This window comes from Shinella sp. M31 (assembly GCF_049199205.1).
Lineage (GTDB): Bacteria > Pseudomonadota > Alphaproteobacteria > Rhizobiales > Rhizobiaceae > Shinella.
On the sequence record NZ_JBLZPH010000148.1, the window covers coordinates 13,272 to 30,268 of the forward strand.

Genomic DNA, 16,997 nt, shown 5'->3' on the forward strand with positions numbered 1-16,997 from the left:
CAGATCGTCAATGCGCAAACGCACGGTCGTAATCATGGGCGTTTTTTCCATCGCTGTCCTGACGATTTTGGGTCGACTCATCCATCTGGGCGTCCAGGCTCCGCCAGAACAGGTTTTCACACTCAGAAACAGCACGAACGGCCGGCCAGCGATCCTGGACCGTAATGGTGTCGTGCTGTCCATGGACATTCCGATTACCAGCGTCTACGCCTCGCCGCGTGTCATGGTGGATATCGACGACGCGGTCGAACGCATTACCGCGACCCTTCCGGACCTCGACCGAAAGCAACTCCATCGCCGCCTGTCGGCCAGAGGCGCTTTCGCCTGGATCAGGCGACACATCACCCCCAGGGAAGAGCAGGCTCTTTGGAACGCCGGCATTCCCGGTCTCAGCTTCCAGCGTGACAAGAAGCGGATCTACCCCAACGGTACACTCGCGGCGCATGTGCTCGGGGCGGTCAATGTCGACAATATCGGTATTTCGGGCCTCGAGAAATGGATTGAAACCAACGGGCTCGCAACGCTGCGGCAAAGCGGCATCGATCTCAAGAGCAGCGCCCTCAATCCCATCATGACCTCGCTGGATATTCGCGTTCAGTATGCGCTCGAAGACGAAATCGGGAAGGCCATAAAGAGGTACGCCGCCAAGGCTGGCGCAGGTCTCGTCCTCGATGTGAACACGGGAGAAATCCTAGCGCTGGCCTCTCTGCCGACCTTCGATCCGAATGCACCGGCCGACGCCCTGAAACCCGATCGAATCAACCGGATCGCCGCGTCCGTCTTCGAGATGGGATCGACCTTCAAAGCGCTGACGACGGCCATGGCTCTGGAATCCGGTCAATATACGACGCGCTCAATGATTGACGCGAGCAAACCAGTCGCCTTCGGGCGCATGCGTATCCGCGATTTCGAAGGCAAGTACCGGCCGCTTTCCTTACAGGAAGCGTTCATCTATTCCTCAAACATTTCCATGGCAAAGATCGCGATGCAGATCGGCAAGGACTATCATCAGGAATTCTTGCGTCGGTTCGGCCAGATGGAAACGCTCAGAACGGAGCTGCCGGAGACCGCAACGCCGATCCTTCCCCGGAAGTGGGGCGACATCACCACAGCAACCGCGTCTTTCGGGCACGGTATTGCCGTTACCCCCCTTCAGGCGAGCATGGGCGTCGCCGCACTCGTCAACGGCGGCACACTGATCCGTCCGACCTTCATCAAGGGCGATCCAGTCGAGACGCGCAAGCTCGCCTCCAGACTCGTCAGCCCGAATGCGAGCGAGGCGATGCGCTTCCTGCTCTTCCTCAACGCCGAACAGGGTTCAGCCCGCAACGCCCGCATCATCGGCTACCGGATCGGCGGGAAGACGGGCACAGCTGAGAAGGTCGTCGGCGGGCGTTATTCGAAGACGCTGAATATCACCTCCTTTATGGGTGTGGTGCCGGTGGAAGAGCCCCGATTCCTTATACTCACCCTTCTCGATGAGCCGAAGGGACTTCCCGAAACCCACGGATTCCGGACGTCAGGCTGGAACGCCGTGCCGCTAGGCGGAGCTGTGCTCAAGCGCGTTCTGCCCATGCTTGGACATATGCCCTCCTTCGACGGACACACCGATCCATTCAGCGCGTTCCGCTGACGGCGTAGTCGACCAATCACGGGAGCGGGAAAAGGTGGGGGTCAAGCCGCAGTGGTAAGCTTGGCTTGTTTGTGACGACCAGACAATCGAGGTGGAGTGGCGTTACGAAGTGAAGTCGTACTTCAATGAGGCCTTAGAGTTCGAATTCACCCATAACTAGATGCGCAGCGCCGCCGAGTGCGCTTCGGACGGTAGCAAGAAGTACAGGATTTTGTACGTCCCCTATGCGACCGGTGCGTTCGGCATGGACATCGACATTCTCGATATCCGCGGCGTGGTAGATTTTCTCCTTCAGGAGGCAAACGCGATTGCTGCGAATGGGCGCAAAATCAAGCCCAAAGCTGAACCCATAGGCATAGAAATCAACCACCATCTCTCGCCTTGAACGGATATGAACCAATAACCCCTACTTTAACCAACGCAGAACCCTAAAATGTCATTGAGCCATGTGCGCTTGCAACTGCCTTGCGCAGATCCCCGATGGCATCACTCGATGCCGCGGGCAGCTCCTGGCCCTCGAGATCCTTTGGCATCTTCCAGCCTGGTTCGACGCCCTCCATATTCGGCAGTTCATGGGCAATGCCCTTGTGGCAGTCGATACAGGTCGCCTTGCCCGGCAGGAGATACTTCGAGTGGATGTCGGCGGCCCGTTGCGTCTGCTTGGTGAAGTCCATCGCCGCGGCGGAATGGCAATTGCGGCATTCAAGGCTGTCATTCGCCTTCAGGCGCGCCCATTCGTGCTTGGCCAGCTCCAACCGCTTGTCGAGGAATTTTTCACGGGTGTTGATCGTGCCGAAGATCTTGCCCCAGACCTCCTTCGAGGCCTGCATCTTGCGGGCGATCTTGTCGGTCCACTGGTGTGGCACATGGCAATCCGGGCAGGAGGCGCGCACGCCGGAGCGATTGGTGAAATGCACCGTATTGGTCAACTCCTGATAGACGTTGTCCTTCATCTCGTGACAGGAGGTGCAGAACTTCTCCGTATTGGTCAGTTCCAGCGCCGTGTTGAAGGCGCCCCAGAACATCACGCCGCCGACGAAGCCGCCGAGCGTCAGGAAGGCGAGGCTGAGCGTCGCCGCCGGCGTCGTCAGAATGGCCCAGACCCAGAGGATAAATGACTTGATGCGCGCCATCATCACTCGCTTCCCGCACCGGTGACGCCGAGTTCGCTCATGTCCTTGAACGTGTTGCCGACAAGCGGCTTCTTGTCGGCCTGCGGTACATGGCAGGCGGTGCAGAAGTAGCGCCGCGGCGAAACGTCAGCGAGCATCTGGCCTTCGCGGGTCATGTAGTGGGTGACGCTGATCATCGGTGCGCCGGCATCCTGCGAGAACTCGCGCTTGTGACAGGAGAGGCACCGGTTGGCATTGACCGACAACTGGTAGCCGTCGATCGAGTGCGGAATGATCGGCGGCTGCTCGGGATAGGCGCGCATGCGCCTGATATCGTCGACGATCCACTTCGGCAGCGGATCGGCCGGCACTTCCTGCATCTTGTCTCCGTCAGGGCCGGAGAGCTGCGGCACCATCTGCGCCATGGCGCTGGTGGCGATCACGGCGGCGCTGAGCGCGGCCAGCACCCATCCTCTGGGGAGGGTTATGCGACGGGTACGATCTTGACTGCGCATTTCTTGTAATCCGTCTGTTTCGAGATGGGATCGGTGGCGTCGAGCGTGACCTTGTTGATGAGTTGGCTGGCATCGAACCACGGCACGAAGATCACGCCTGACGGCATGCGGTTTCGCCCGCGCGTCTCGACGCGCGAGCGGATTTCGCCGCGCCGCGAGATGATGCGGATTTCCGAGCCCTGGTTGAGGCCGCGCTTGCGCGCATCGTCGGCATTCATGAAGCAGCGCGCCCCGGGAAATGCCTTGAAGAGTTCGGGCACACGCATCGTCATCGAGCCGGAATGCCAGTGCTCAAGCACGCGTCCGGTGACGAGCCAGGTATCGAATTCGGCATCGGGGGATTCCGCCGGCGGCTCGTAGGGCACGGCGATGATCGCGGCCTTGCCATCCTTGTTGCCGTAGAATTTCACCCCTTCGCCGGGCTTCACATAGGGGTCGTAGCCCTCGCGGTAACGCCACAGCGTTTCCTTGCCGTCGACGACCGGCCAGCGCAGGCCGCGCACCTCGTGATAGGTATCGTAGGGCGCAAGGTCATGACCATGGCCACGGCCGAAGGCGGCATACTCCTCGAACAGGCCCTTCTGGATGTAGAAGCCGAAATGCTGGGCCTCGTTGTTCGCGTGCTCAGGCTTGACCTCGCTAATCGGGAATTTCGCGACGTCGCTGTCGGCATAAAGCACCTGATAGAGCGTCTTTCCCTTGTAATCGGGGTTGGCAGCCAAGATGTCCGCCGGCCAGACCTCGTCAGTCGTGAAGCGCTTGGAGAATTCCACCAGTTGCCAGAGGTCGGAGCGCGCCTCGCCCGGCGCCTGCACCAGCTGGTGCCATACATGGGTGCGCCGTTCCGCATTACCGTAGGCCCCCTCCTTCTCCACCCACATGGCGGCGGGCAGCACCAGATCGGCGCTCATTGCCGTGATCGTTGGATAGGCATCCGACACGACGATGAAATTGTCCGGATTGCGATAGCCCTGATAGGTCTCGTTCGAGGTGTTCGGACCGGCCTGGACGTTGTTGTTGACCTGCACCCAGTAGAAATTGAGCTTGCCGTCCTTGAGCATGCGGTCCTGCTGGACGGCATGATAACCGGGTTTTTCCGGGATGATGCCGTGCGGAATGCGCCAAATCTCTTCCGCATGTTTACGATGTTCCGGATTGGTCACCACCATATCGGCCGGCAGGCGATGGGCGAAGGTGCCGACCTCGCGCGCCGTGCCGCAGGCCGATGGCTGGCCGGTCAGCGAGAACGGGCTGTTGCCCGGCTCGGAAATCTTGCCCGTCAAGAGATGCAGGTTGTAGACCATCTGGTTGGCCCAGACGCCGCGTACATGCTGGTTGAAGCCCATGGTCCAGAGCGACATGACCTTACGATCAGGTTCGGCATAGAGCTCGGCGAGCTGCTTGAGGAAGCCAGCCTCGACGCCGGTCATCTCCACGGCCTTTTCCAGCGTGTATTCGGCGACGAAAGCCTTGAACGCCTCGTAATCGATCGCCTCGGTCTTGGCCGGGTCGGCGGAATTGGCCGCCTTCACTTCGACGGGGTTGTCCGGCCGCAGGCCATAGCCGATATCGGTGACACCGCGCACAAATTTCGTGTGGTTCTTCACGAAATCCTCGTTCACCCGGCCGGTCTGGATGATGTGGTTGGCGATATAGTTGAGGATGACGAGGTCGGTGCCCGGTTTGAAGACCATCGGGATATCGGCCAGGTCCATGCTGCGATGGGTGAAGGTGGAGAGCACCGCCACGCGCACATGTTCGTTGCCGAGCCGCCGGTCGGCGATGCGGGTCCAGAGTATTGGATGCATCTCCGCCATGTTCGAGCCCCAGAGCACGAAGGCGTCGGCATGTTCGAAATCGGTATAGCAGCCCATCGGCTCGTCCATGCCGAACGTGCGCATGAAGGCATAGGCGGCCGAGGCCATGCAGTGGCGGGCATTCGGATCGAGATTGTTCGTACGGAAGCCGGCGCGCATCAGCTTGGTCGCGGCATAACCCTCGAAGATCGTCCACTGGCCGGAGCCGAACATCCCGAGCGCCGTCGGACCCTTTTCCTTCAAGACCTTCTTGGCCTGCTCGGCCATCACGTCGAAGGCCTCTTCCCAGGTTACCGGCTCGAATTCGCCGTCCTTGGCATAGGCGCCGTCACGCTTGCGCAGGAGCGGCGTCGTCAGGCGGTCGGCTCCGTACATGATCTTGGAGAGGAAATAGCCCTTGATGCAGTTCAGGCCGCGATTGACCTCGGCCTGCATGTCGCCATGGGTGGCGACGACCTTGCCTTCCTTGACGCCCACCATGACGCCGCAGCCCGTGCCGCAGAACCGGCACGGCGCCTTGTCCCACTTGATTTCGAGCGCGCTCACGCCGCCTGGCACCGGCTGGGCGGCCGCCGGTAGTGCAATGCCGGCCGCCGCCGCAGCGACGCCCGCCGCCTGGGCCTTCAGGATGTCACGCCGCGTCAGTTCGCTGCCCATCAGCCTCGTCCCCTTCCATTTCGACATGTTCGAAAACCATGTTTGCCGCGATCACACCGTCGAGGAGTGAGATGCGCATCAGCGTATCGCCCAGCACCCCGGTCGACGGCCCCTCGATGACGATGACGATCTTGCCCTTGTCTGCGCCATGCACCTCGACATTGTCGAAGCCGGCAAGGGCTGCCAGCACGCCGTCGATCCCGCCGGGCTTTGTGGCGATGACAGCGCTGGAAATGTGATGTTGCCGCTGTTCAGGCATAAGCGGCCTCCGCGCTCTGCGGCGCGATCGAAACCGCGCCGACGGGACAGACGGAAATACAGGCGCCGCAACCCGTACAGGCTTCCGTCACCAGTTCCGGCATGAAGGGTCCGCCAAGCACCGGACGAAACTGGATCGCGCCAGTGGGACAGGCGTCCCGACAGGCCTGACAGTCGACGCGCTGGAAGGGCAAACAGGACGTGGCGATGGCGACGACGTGATCGAATCGGGTCACCGCGTCCTCGGCAAAGACGGGCTCGGGACAGTGCTCCGCGCAAGCGCCACAGAAAGTGCACTCGCCTGCGGCAAAATCGAGTACAGGGCGATTGTCGACGAGGCTGACAATGCCGGTCGGACAGTGTTCGACACAGGCACCGCAACCAGTGCAGTCGGCGAGCGCCGCATCCAGCATGCCGGGAGGCCGGATAGAGACGGCCGCGCTCCGCCTGCTGCCTTTCAAAAAATCACGCCGGGACAATGCTTCCTGCCGCATGGCCATTTCCTCAATGGCTAGGCGGGCCGGGTGGCCCGTAGATGATCTGGAAACCCCAGACGAGGAAGCCATACCCCCCAACGATACCAACGGCGAGGATAGGCCAGATCCCAAAGGCCAGGATGAGGAATGTCAGCAATTCGCGGCGCCGGCTGGATTTCGGTGCGGGCGGCGACGGATGATCTGTCAAGACGTCGGACAAGAATGCTTACCTCCGGCGACACTTCATTGCCGCGATACTAGCATCCATCGCCAAGAAAGAAAGAATAATAAACTATACTTTTTCTATCATAATTATATTTGCATAGTGTCAAATCTGGATATATCGACAGGAATACATCGAGGCACGAAGCATTTCTAGAAAAACACCGATAATTTAAGATAAATATTATAATAATTCAGAATTTACTGAATAATGACGCGATAAAATAAGCACCAGGACGTCAGTCGCGGCCACCGTCCGCGAGAGCGGCAAGGCCCGCCATGTCCCTCACCAGCAGCTTCTGGCGGCCACCCTCGACAAGGCCCTGCGATTCCCAGGCACTCAGGATGCGCGAGACGGTATGCAGCGTCGTGCCGGTCATTTCGGCAATGTCCTGCCGGGAGATCGGGAAGTCGATGCGGATGCCCTCGCCCTCCTTGCGGCCGGCCTGCTTGGAAAGACGCAGCACAGCGTGCGCCACACGGCGCTCAACCTCCTGCGTCGACATTTCGCGGATGCGGGTATGCGCTTCTTCCAGCCGCTGGCCAATCGTCTGCATGGCGCTGACGGCAAGCCGGGGGTTCTGCTCGACGAAATGCGGCCAGAGGTCAGTCGGCCAGCCGAGGATGACGCTTTCCGTCGCGGCCTTCGCGGTGCCTGGATAGTCCGAACGCTGCAGCGCCTTGGCAAAGCCGAACAGATCGCCGGGATGCACGACGCGCACGATGATCTGCTGGCCGTCTTCCGTCACCTGCATCACCTTCAGGCGCCCGTGCAGCAGCAGGAAAAAGCTCGCCGCCTGCTCGCCCTGTTCGAAGACAGCGTCACCTTGCGCCACGCGGCGCGCGGTCGCATGGTTAAGCAGCCTGTCGAGGTCCTCATCGCTCATCCTGTCAAACAGGGCGAGCGACCGAACGACGGTCCTGTCAATCTTCACAATCGTGTCCCTTTGCGTACGCCTCAAGCGGCGCAGCCGGGTTCTATCACACCTCTCCGCCGGCAAAAAGTTCAGAACGCAAAACCCCGGTCTTTCAGCCTGGCAAGAAGCGGCGCATACCAACGCGTATCCTTGACCAGCCGGAAGCCGACATTGTCGGGTGGAACACCAACCGCGCAGCCCCCGCCCTTCGGGTTACGCACGAACGAGCTCAGCGCCGCCCGGTGCTTGCCGCTCGCGACATAGATGCCGCAGGACGATACGTCGTTCACAACGGTGCCGGCCTTGTCGAGAATGACGCGCCGATTGCAGGTTGCGGTCCACTCCCAGATGTTGCCGGCGAAATCCGCAAAGCCGTATTCGTTCTCGCCGAAGCGTCCGAGCGGTTGCGGCACCGGATCGCGGGAGGCTTTTCGCGCCGCCTCGCGATTATAGTCAGCGAGCCACCGGTCGGCCGGATTAGTGCTGTTGATATCGACACCGAGCGCATCGTCGGGAAACCGCGAGCCGGCCGCAAACGCGAGGTCCTGGTCCGTCGGCAAAACCCAGACCTCACCGGTGCGCGCACTCAGCCAGCCGGCATAGGCGATAGCATCGTCATAGCTGACGCCGGTCACAGGTGTCTTGGCGGCAGCGACAGGAGCAAAGCCCGGCTCCGCCGCCAGGCAGACGCTGTCGGCCAGGCAACGGCCGTAATCAGCAGCAGTCACTTGATATTTCATGATGGTGAGCGGGCGCCGCATGTTGACGCTTTTCACCGGTCCATCGACGGCAAAGCCATTGCGAAAAAACTCGCCGCTTTCGCGATAGTCGAAGGCGCGCGGCGCGATTTCCACCGTCAGCGGCTCGTCCAGAACGGGACCGGAAGTGGCCGCACCAATCAGGTTCGTCTTCACCGCGAGCGTGCCGGTAAGCACGGCGAGGAGCACGATGGGAAGGCCGAACGACAACAGAGGAATGCCGGGTTTCGACGTCAGCGCAGCCATGAAGACCTCCTCGCGCCTCGCCCGGACGATCGTTCGGCATCCGGGTTGGGCACCGATTGGTATAGGACCGCGGGGCCGCGATCCGGGAACGCGCCCACCGGAATGGAGGGCGCGACGTCGTCGAAAGGCGTCAGACGCCGCTCGGGGGAGTGACCGAGGTCATAAGGTCGTCGTTCCAATTGCCTGTCACGGCGAAGTGGCCGGCGGCACCGAGTTCGAAAGCCTCGATGAGGTTGTGGTTCACATACGCATAGATGCCCGGTTGCTGGAACGTGTAGAACGCTGCGCCTGCCGTGCCACCCGGAATGAACCAGGTCTCCTGGTCGACATCGGGCGGGTTGTGGAACTTACCGGTTTGCCAAACATAGTCGCCATGGCCGCCGATCAGGTGCGGACGGGTGTCGCGGTTGGCCTGCGAATGCACGATCAGCACCTTCTCGCCCACCTTTGCTTTCAGAGCATTGTCGCCCGTCAGTGCGCCCACGGCGCCATTGAAGACGATGTGGCTCGGGGTGAGGGTCCGCATGACCGCCAGCGTATCGTCATAGGCTTCGCCGACGCTGGCATATTTCTTGAAGTTGCCCTCGGCATCACGAGGGACATAAAAGTCCTGCTCGCCGACATAGTAGATGTGGTCATAAGCCAGCTCCTTGCCGTGGCCATCGGTGAGGCCTTCGCGCGGCAGCACCATGATGGCGCCATTCATGCCCGAGGTGACGTGCCACGGAACCATTCCGGGAGGTGCGCAATGGTAGACGAAGACGCCGGCCTTGGTGGCCTTGAAACGCAGCACGGTGCGTTCGCCGGGATTGACCACCGTCAGCGCGCCGCCGCCAAGAGCACCGGTGGCCGCATGGAAGTCGATATTGTGCTGCAACTCGTTGGTCTCGGGGTTGATCAGCGTCAGCTCGACATAGTCGTTCTGGTGCACCACCATCAGAGGGCCGGGAACCGAGCCGTTGAAGGTCATGGCGTGCACTTCCGTGCCCTTGTCGTCGAGGATCATCTTCTTTTCCTCGATCGTCATGGTGAACTCGTAGATCTTAGGGCCGCCCAAGGCCTTCTGGGTATGGGCATGGACGAAGGGCGGCTTGACGAGTTCAACGTTCACGCGCTCCAGCATGGCGATATCGGCCGCGGTCGCCGCGGCGTTCGTTTCGATCGCGCCGCCTTCGGCGCGGGCCATCGACGCCGCAATGATCGGCGTCAGGACGCCGGCAAACGCGGCACCGCCGAGGATCGTGCGGCGGGTCATCTGAAACTGCTCGGTCATTGAGTTTCTCCTTTTGAAAGGACGGAGCGATGTCTATCGCCCAGTCCTCTCTGTTCTAGAAGCATTCGCGCCAACCTCTTTGTGATGGGACAAACAGGCCGTTTCGGCTGCTGCGGCATTTTGGCAGATGCTGATTTGCTCTTTGCCATCTCGCAAAGAAAGCACCCCGCCGATGCTCTAGAAACAGGTGACTATTGCAAAGGAAAGTGACATCAATGTCTGCAAATCCCCCCGTGAGCCGCCCCGTGCCGCGTGGACTTTCCCGCACCGGACCGGTGCTGTTCTCCTATGGGTTCCGGCCATTTTTTCTCGGCGGCGCTTTTTGGGCATTCGCGGCCATGGGCCTGTGGATCGCCGCAATAACAGGCCATATCACGATTGCCGAAACCTATGGCGCGCCCAACTGGCACGCCCATGAAATGCTGTTCGGCTTTGCCTCCGCCGCGCTTGCCGGCTTCCTGCTAACGGCGGTGCCAAACTGGACCGGCCGCCTGCCAGTGTCCGGCTGGCCGCTCGCAGGGCTCTTCACGCTCTGGTGTGCAGGGCGCATCGCGCTTCTCGCCTCCGATACGATCGGCGTTGCCGTCGCCGCCACCATCGATGCGCTCTTTCTGCCCGTTCTGCTCGCCATCTGCACGCGCGAGGTGGCCGCCGGGCGCAAGTGGAAGGACCTGAAGGTTCTGGCCGGGCTCGCCGCCCTGTCGCTCGCCAACGTGCTCTATCACATGGCGGCCATTCACGGCGGGCATGACCATATGGCGATCCGGCTGGCCGTCGCCGCCTATGTCGTGCTGGTCATGATCGTCGGCGGGCGCATCATTCCAAGCTTTACGCGCAACTGGCTCAACAAGTTCGGGCGCACGGATTTCCCGGTGCCCTACAACAACTATGACATGGTCGCGATCCTCGCCGGCACCGGCGCGCTCGGTCTCTGGGCCCTTCTCCCCGAACACCCGGCAACCGCCGCTGCAGGCGCGACCGCGGCCGCCCTCCATTGCATCCGCCTGCACCGCTGGCGCGGCTGGACGGTGGCGCGGGAGCGGATCCTCGTGATCCTGCACATCGTCTATGCCTTCATCCCACTCGGGCTTATGGCCCTCAGCCTCAGTGCGCTTGGATATCTCGAAGAACGCTCGGTATTGCATCTGCTCTCAGTCGGCGCCATCGCCTGCATGATGCTGGCAGTCATGACGCGGGCGAGCCTCGGCCATACCGGCCGCGCCCTAGTCGCATCCAAGATTACGGTCGCCTCCTATGCCGCCCTCATCCTCTGCGCCGTGGTGCGCCCTCTCGCGGAAATCCTGCCGGACCTTAGCCCCGCCCTCTATGCCGCCTCGGGCCTGCTCTGGATTGCCGCCTTCGGCCTCTATTGCCTGGAATATGCACCGATGCTCGCACGTAAACGCCGCGCACCCCTCTGAATCGAAAACGGCCCGGAGGGTCTCTCCGGGCCATTTTGCTTCAGGCAACGTCCAACACCATCTCGGGCGTCCACGGCGGCTCGTAGGTCAGCCGCACCTCCGCATATTCAACGCCCGGCACATACCAGACGCAGGCCTGCACCGCCTCCTTGAGGAACTCCGTCGCTGGGCAGAAGCGTGTCGTCGTGGTCATGGTGACGTAGACGACACCGCCTTCTTCCACCGCGATATCGTAGACCAGGCCGAGATCGATGATGTTCTTTCCGATCTCGGGGTCGATGATCATGCGTAGCGCCGCGCGGATATCTTCGGTCATCGTGACCTTGTCCGTCTCGTTCATCGCTTTCAAACCTCCCCGATCCGCACGAGGATGCGATAAGCCGAGCCCGTGTCGTCAAAATTGCCGGCCCATTGGTGGCCGCGCTTGGTCAATTCTGGAAAGAGGAACAGCGGTTCTCGCGCCAGCACAGCGAAGAGGACCTCACCCGGCTTCAGCGCCTCCGCAGCGGCGAGAATACGCACCATCGGCTCCGGCGGATCGAGATCGGTGAGGTCGAGATGTTTTGAAGGATCCGGCCATGTCTCGGGGCGATCGGCATCTACAGAGGTTTCGACGGGCGCAGTCTCCTCGCGCGGCATGAACAGCACCTCCCAGTCGCCGCCGTCGATCTCGCGGGCTGCATGGTCGAAGCCACGCTCTTCCATCACACGAAACAGCGGTTGCGGGCGAAACGTCGCGAGCAGCGCCAGCCCCTGTCCGGGTCGCAGCTCTTGCACAGCCTGCATGATCGCCTGGAATGGCTCGCCGCCACTGCGCAGGATCGGCCGCACATCAAGCACCTTCGGTGAAATCTCGGACATCATTTATCTCCTTGGAAAGCGGATAGAGGCAGAAAGAGGTGCGGCCGCACCATCCCGGCGGGCGCAAGCAGGGCAGCCGGCACGATGGACAGGCGGCGCGCCCGGATGAACTCGCGGATCAGGCAGAGCGTCGCAAAAAGCTGTGCTGCGACGGCCATCCGGAAAAAGTCGCTTGTGCCGGCAGCAAGGGAGAGCGTCGCGACAACCACTGCACCGTAGTAGATGCGGAACAGGATAAACGCATGGCGCTCATCGACGAGATCCTGCACCCGCGGCACGGGCGCACGGCCCAGGACGGGACCATATGCCTCCAGCCAGGTGAGAAAGGCGACGATCTTGTAAAGCTGTGCAAGGCCGAGCCCCGTGAGCCAACCGAAGACGAAAAGATAGACGACCGCCGCCACCATGTCGCCAGCCCTGAAGGCGGGCAAGTTAAGAAAGAGAATAGACAGCGCAAACAGGCCAAGTGCCGCGAAGCTCGCGCGGATATTCAGTTCCGCCTGCTTGCGCTTCCGTCGACGATAGATGAGCAGGATATCGGCGCCATAGAGCATGACGGCCACCAATGTGAGCAGCAGCGCGGCGGCGAAAAGCAGTGCGGCGCCGAAAAATCCGGACAGCACGAAGAACACCGCCACCGCAACAAGCCCGACAGCCAGGCTCGCGCCCCACCAGACGGCACGGCCGGTCGAACGCTCGACCTCCGGCGCCAGCAGGAACATGGAGAACAGCCGATAGCTGACGCCGACGGCCGTCACACTCAGCCAGCCTCCGAGGCCAAGGATGGCATGCAGTTCGACGCCATTGGCGACGAGCCGGTCGAACAATGGGCTTTCCGCGAGACCGGACAAAGCGGCCGTGAAAGCAGAGCCGATAAGGACCGTACCGACGAGCGAGCAAAGGCCGGTCGCAACAAAGCGGGCAGGAAGCGACAGAGGCCGCGCAGAAAGGAGCGTGACGGCGAGGATGCCGGCAAACAGGCCGAAACCGGCCACAAGCATCATGCCGCCAACGGGCAACAGGGCAAGCGGCAAGTCAAGTGACCCGGACAACGCAACGAACCCGCCCACAAGAGAGCTCAGTCCGCCGAGCAGCAGCAACAGGGCCGGCGCGGCGAAGCTTCCGCCGACGACATGCCGCGCGATGAGCACCGGCACGAATTGCAGCAGCGCGCCGGCCATCAGCAGGCTCAGCCAGCCGATGGCGACAAGATGGACGACGACAAGCGTTTCCGGCGCGCTGATATCGGCAAAGGGAAAGCCATAGCCGGCCACCATCAGTCCCTGCCCCGCCACGAGCATGAGGCAGGCGGCGGCGAAGTAGGACATGGTCCAGCGGGAGAGGGTTGCGCCCGGCATCTCGGTTTCCTTCGCCGCGCCTGACTTAGTGTTCTGCGCCGCAGCAGCAATCGCAGCTACCACCGTCTTCCAACCGGTCGATCTCGACGCGCCAGACTTCCGGACCCTGCTCAAGATAGCCCCAGCCGAACTGGCCGGGGAAATTAGTTTCGAGCTGATAGTGCAGTGGCCTCGGATCGTGATCGCTGGTGATCAGCATGGATTTGCCGGGCATCAAGGCGCCGAGTATGCCGAAAATGCGCGGATGGCGTTCGCGCGGCGGAATGGTGCGTACGTCGATCAGGGGCTTGTCCAGGGTCTCAGACATGGTGTGAAGTTTCCGTCTCGGCCGTTCCGATACCGTTCCGCGGGGCACGGCCCGACCCGACCGGAACCATCTGACGCTAACCCCGAGCGCCGCCGGGCACTTTGACCCTGCGCAAACAATTGACGATTTTCAGGCCTCCTGCCGCGCTCCTTGGCTTTTCGCAAAGAAGGGGGTGCCTGCTGCTCCTACCCTTTCTGCAATCGACACACGGAAAGGAACGCGCCATGCAACAGGCCCTAATCGAAAAATACGGCGAGGCGCGGCTACCGCGCTATACGAGCTATCCGACTGCGCCCGCCTTCGCCCCCGTCGTCGGCTCTGGCACCTATGGCGACTGGCTTTCCAGCATCAAGCCGGGCACCGAGGCCTCGCTCTACCTGCACATCCCCTTCTGTCGGTCCATGTGCTGGTATTGCGGCTGCCACACCACCATCACACAGAAGGACGCGCCGATCCTCGACTATCTTGACATGCTGCGACAGGAGATCGGCCTTGTCTCGGACCGGGTGGAAAGCCGCATCCAGGTCCGGCACATCCATTTCGGCGGCGGCACGCCGACGATCATGCAGCCGGAGGAATTCCGTGACCTGATCGGCCTCCTGCGCGCCCGCTTCGGCCTCATCACCGGCGCGGAGATCGCGGTAGAGATCGATCCGCGCACGTTGACGGCGGAGATGGCGGCAGTGCTCGGCGAGGCAGGCGTCACCCGCGCCAGCCTGGGCGTGCAGAGTTTCGACCCCGTCGTGCAGAAAGCGATCAACCGCGTGCAGAGCGAGGCGCAGACCGCCGAGGCCGTAACCAGGCTGCGCGCGGCCGGTGTCTGCGGCATCAATTTCGACCTCATCTACGGCCTGCCGCACCAGACCGTGCGATCCTGCGTCGATACGGCGAAGGCGGCGGTCGCCATGCGGCCGGAGCGTTTCGCCGTCTTCGGCTACGCTCACATCCCCTCCTTCAAGAAGCACCAGCGGTTGATCGACGAACGCGCGCTGCCGGATGCTGCCGCACGCGCCGCGCAGGCGGAGGCGATTGCCGAAACGCTCGTTGCTGCCGGCTATGTGCGCATCGGCCTAGACCATTACGCTCTCCCGAGCGATGATCTCGCGATCGCCGCAAAACGCGGCCGGCTGCGCCGCAATTTCCAGGGCTATACGACGGATGCCTGCGAAACGCTGATCGGCTTCGGCGCCTCGTCTATCGGCCGCACGCCGGATGGCTATATCCAGAACGAGGTACCGCCCGGCCCCTATGCTCAGCGCATCGCGTCGGGGCGGCTGGCCACGGTCAAGGGTTATCGGTTGACCGCCGAAGACCGGCTGCGCGCCGAGATCATCGAGCGGCTGATGTGCGACTTCCGCGCCGACATCACCACGATCGCCGCCCGTCACGGCTTTGACGCCGCACCCCTTCTTGAAGGCAATGCACGGCTGGCAGCACTCGCTAGAGACGGTGCGGTCGATATCCGCGGCGGCACGGTCACGGTGCGGCAGGATCATCGCTTCATCATCCGCGCCGTCGCCGCCGCCTTCGACGCCTATATCGACCAGTCGGCCCGCATGCACAGCAAAGCGGCGTGAACGCAAAAGGCCCGGCGTGGTGCGGCACGCCGGGCCTTTCTCGCAGATCCCGTGTCCTCTATCCCACGAGACCGCGATAAATCGCCGGCAGCGCCGCTGGCAGCCGGGCGATATTGCTGACGATGGCGTAGCCGTTGCGGCCGAAGATCGCCGGCACATAGGCCTGCGCCTCCCTGTCCACCGTCACGCCGAAAACGCTGAGGCCCGTGCGCCGGGCCTCGTTCACGGCCCGGCGGCTGTCCTCCAGCGCGAAACGCCCCTCGTAATGATCGACGTCGTTCGGCTTGCCGTCCGTCAGGATCAGCAGCAGCTTGCGCCGGTTCGGCTGCGCGCGCAGCTGCGCCGCCGCATGGCGGATCGCCGCGCCGATGCGGGTGTAGAAACCCGGCTTCAGCGCGGCGATGCGCGCCTCCACACCATGGCTCATCGGCTCGCCGAAATCCTTGACCGTCTCGACGCGCACCCAGGAGCGGCGGCGCGAGGTGAAGGTGAGAATGGAATGGCTGTCGCCGCAGGCTGCGAGGCCATGAGACAACACCAGCAGCGCCTCCTTCTCCACGTCGAGTACCCGGCGGTTGTCGAACCAGGCATCGGTGGAGAGCGACACGTCCACGAGGATGGTGACGGCGAGGTCATGCGCCTGCGGCCGGCTCATCAGATGGATGCGATCGCTGCCCTGACCGCCGGCGGCGAGGTCGCTGCGCGCCCTCACCACCGCATCGAGATCGAGCTCGGCGCCGTCGAGCTGCGCGCGCAGCATTTCATGGCGCGGCCGCAGCACCTCGAACTGCCGGCGCACGCGGCGGATAAGGCTTTTCGTATCGGCATCGGCCTCCGGCACTTCGGCCGTATCCGGCGCGGGAGCGGCCAGCACGCGGCAATGGTCCGGCAGATAGGTGGCCGTGCGATAATCCCATTCGGGATAGGTGAACTCGCCCGTCAGCTGCGTGCGGTCGAGCGCTTCCGGCGGCAGGTCGAGATCGAAGCGGAAGCGCGCAGCGGGACGACCCTTGCGCTCGCCGAGCGTCATGTCGTCGAGCTCGTCGGCGGCGGAGGAATCGTAGTCGTCGCTGTCGTCGCCGGGGCGGTCGACATTGACCATCTCGGCCATCGCCAAAATCTTCTCGAAGCGGTTAAGGATGAACGGGCTGCGCTCGGTCTTGCGGTTCACCGCCTTCTCGCGCAGCGCCACATGGCGCTCCGTTTCCGGCGCGTCGGGGTTTGCCCCGGCGGCCGGCTGGTCTTCTTCGCCGCGGCCCTCGCCCTCCTCGCGCCACAGCGCATCCGGCCAGAGCGGCACGGGAAGCATCGGCAGATAGCCGGCCGGGGCGCGATGCGGGAAAATCACCGGCAACGTCTCGTCGGCAAGCCCGGCGCCCTTGCGCAGCAGGCTGAGAATGCGGTTCTCGACATGGCGCTCGACGGAGGGAAGCGCGCGGTGCTGGCGCGCTGCCAGCATGGCGGACGAAAGCCGGCGGTAGCGTCTTGCGAGACCGGGAAAAGCCGCGAGCACGGCTTTCGCCGTCGCCTCCGCGCGTTGGAGAATGGCGATGTCCCGCAGCAGTGGGTCGCTTTCGGCAACCGGCTCG

At 62.6% G+C, this 16,997-nt stretch carries 18 protein-coding genes; 4 read left to right on the plus strand and 14 right to left on the minus strand.

Translation table 11 applies throughout. The features are described 5' to 3' along the window. Window positions 1–10 precede the first annotated feature (10 nt). Both ACOZKU_RS23570 and ACOZKU_RS23575 read left to right on the plus strand, forming a co-directional pair. Window positions 11–1,633 carry a peptidoglycan D,D-transpeptidase FtsI family protein gene (locus tag ACOZKU_RS23570; RefSeq protein WP_421580923.1) on the plus strand — a complete coding sequence of 541 codons (1,623 nt, stop codon included), beginning with the start codon at window positions 11–13 and terminating at the stop codon, window positions 1,631–1,633. Between the two features lie 160 nt (window positions 1,634–1,793). Continuing rightward, a complete protein-coding gene (locus ACOZKU_RS23575; protein ID WP_313529928.1) occupies window positions 1,794–2,018 on the plus strand; it encodes a hypothetical protein in 225 nt (74 codons plus the stop codon). Window positions 2,019–2,061: 43 nt separating this feature from the next. Here ACOZKU_RS23575 and ACOZKU_RS23580 read toward each other — a convergent pair whose 3' ends face one another. The 9 genes from ACOZKU_RS23580 to nirK form a co-directional block, all read right to left on the minus strand. Beyond that, the gene (locus ACOZKU_RS23580; protein ID WP_421581044.1) at window positions 2,062–2,766 is read right to left on the minus strand and encodes a cytochrome c3 family protein; all 705 of its coding nucleotides are present in this window, start codon (window positions 2,764–2,766) and stop codon (window positions 2,062–2,064) included. Between the two features lie 2 nt (window positions 2,767–2,768). Further along, window positions 2,769–3,260 carry a nitrate reductase cytochrome c-type subunit gene (locus ACOZKU_RS23585; RefSeq protein WP_298093960.1) on the minus strand — a complete coding sequence of 164 codons (492 nt, stop codon included), beginning with the start codon at window positions 3,258–3,260 and terminating at the stop codon, window positions 2,769–2,771. Beyond that, window positions 3,230–5,734, minus strand: coding sequence for a periplasmic nitrate reductase subunit alpha (gene napA / locus ACOZKU_RS23590; protein ID WP_421580924.1), 2,505 nt, complete (start codon window positions 5,732–5,734; stop codon window positions 3,230–3,232). Before napA ends, ACOZKU_RS23585 begins: the two co-directional genes overlap by 31 nt. Then, window positions 5,709–5,993, minus strand: coding sequence for a chaperone NapD (locus ACOZKU_RS23595; RefSeq protein ID WP_314092077.1), 285 nt, complete (start codon window positions 5,991–5,993; stop codon window positions 5,709–5,711). The genes napA and ACOZKU_RS23595 overlap by 26 nt, the downstream gene beginning before the upstream one ends. Next, on the minus strand, window positions 5,986–6,486 hold the full coding sequence (gene napF, locus ACOZKU_RS23600) for a ferredoxin-type protein NapF (RefSeq protein WP_421580925.1): 501 nt from the start codon (window positions 6,484–6,486) through the stop codon (window positions 5,986–5,988). The genes ACOZKU_RS23595 and napF overlap by 8 nt, the downstream gene beginning before the upstream one ends. A 10-nt stretch (window positions 6,487–6,496) precedes the next feature. Then, window positions 6,497–6,676, minus strand: coding sequence for a periplasmic nitrate reductase, NapE protein (napE, locus tag ACOZKU_RS23605; protein ID WP_314092394.1), 180 nt, complete (start codon window positions 6,674–6,676; stop codon window positions 6,497–6,499). 253 nt (window positions 6,677–6,929) lie between these two features. Then, entirely contained in the window at window positions 6,930–7,625 is a 696-nt protein-coding gene (locus ACOZKU_RS23610; protein WP_421580926.1) for a Crp/Fnr family transcriptional regulator, read from the minus strand. Between the two features lie 71 nt (window positions 7,626–7,696). Next, window positions 7,697–8,611 (minus strand): SUMF1/EgtB/PvdO family nonheme iron enzyme, encoded by a 915-nt coding sequence (locus tag ACOZKU_RS23615; RefSeq protein WP_421580927.1) that lies wholly within the window; start codon window positions 8,609–8,611, stop codon window positions 7,697–7,699. Window positions 8,612–8,741: 130 nt separating this feature from the next. Then, window positions 8,742–9,884, minus strand: a complete 1,143-nt coding sequence (gene nirK / locus ACOZKU_RS23620; protein ID WP_314092071.1) for a copper-containing nitrite reductase — start codon at window positions 9,882–9,884, stop codon at window positions 8,742–8,744. A gap of 215 nt (window positions 9,885–10,099) precedes the next feature. Between nirK and ACOZKU_RS23625 the strand changes: the two genes are divergently transcribed. Beyond that, window positions 10,100–11,305: an NnrS family protein gene (locus ACOZKU_RS23625; RefSeq protein ID WP_421580928.1), complete on the plus strand. Its 1,206-nt coding sequence runs from the start codon at window positions 10,100–10,102 to the stop codon at window positions 11,303–11,305. 40 nt (window positions 11,306–11,345) lie between these two features. Here the strand turns inward: ACOZKU_RS23625 and ACOZKU_RS23630 are convergent, their stop codons facing one another. From ACOZKU_RS23630 to ACOZKU_RS23645, 4 genes are read right to left on the minus strand one after another with little or no spacing between them, the layout of a single operon-like run. Next, complete coding sequence (locus tag ACOZKU_RS23630) at window positions 11,346–11,645, minus strand: metal-sulfur cluster assembly factor (protein WP_314092069.1); 300 nt, start codon at window positions 11,643–11,645, stop codon at window positions 11,346–11,348. A gap of 5 nt (window positions 11,646–11,650) precedes the next feature. Next, window positions 11,651–12,166 (minus strand): DUF2249 domain-containing protein, encoded by a 516-nt coding sequence (locus ACOZKU_RS23635; RefSeq protein ID WP_314092068.1) that lies wholly within the window; start codon window positions 12,164–12,166, stop codon window positions 11,651–11,653. Beyond that, entirely contained in the window at window positions 12,166–13,524 is a 1,359-nt protein-coding gene (locus ACOZKU_RS23640; protein ID WP_421580929.1) for a hypothetical protein, read from the minus strand. Before ACOZKU_RS23640 ends, ACOZKU_RS23635 begins: the two co-directional genes overlap by 1 nt. A 25-nt stretch (window positions 13,525–13,549) precedes the next feature. Next, complete coding sequence (locus tag ACOZKU_RS23645; RefSeq protein WP_421580930.1) at window positions 13,550–13,831, minus strand: DUF2249 domain-containing protein; 282 nt, start codon at window positions 13,829–13,831, stop codon at window positions 13,550–13,552. Window positions 13,832–14,055: 224 nt separating this feature from the next. Here ACOZKU_RS23645 and hemN point away from each other — a divergent pair, with 224 nt between their 5' ends. Beyond that, window positions 14,056–15,408, plus strand: a complete 1,353-nt coding sequence (gene hemN / locus ACOZKU_RS23650; RefSeq protein ID WP_421580931.1) for an oxygen-independent coproporphyrinogen III oxidase — start codon at window positions 14,056–14,058, stop codon at window positions 15,406–15,408. Window positions 15,409–15,466: 58 nt separating this feature from the next. On the opposite strand, the gene ACOZKU_RS23655 is transcribed toward hemN, so the two are convergent. Next, the coding region (locus ACOZKU_RS23655; protein ID WP_421580932.1) for a nitric oxide reductase activation protein NorD at window positions 15,467–16,997 on the minus strand (1,531 nt) is incomplete at its 5' end.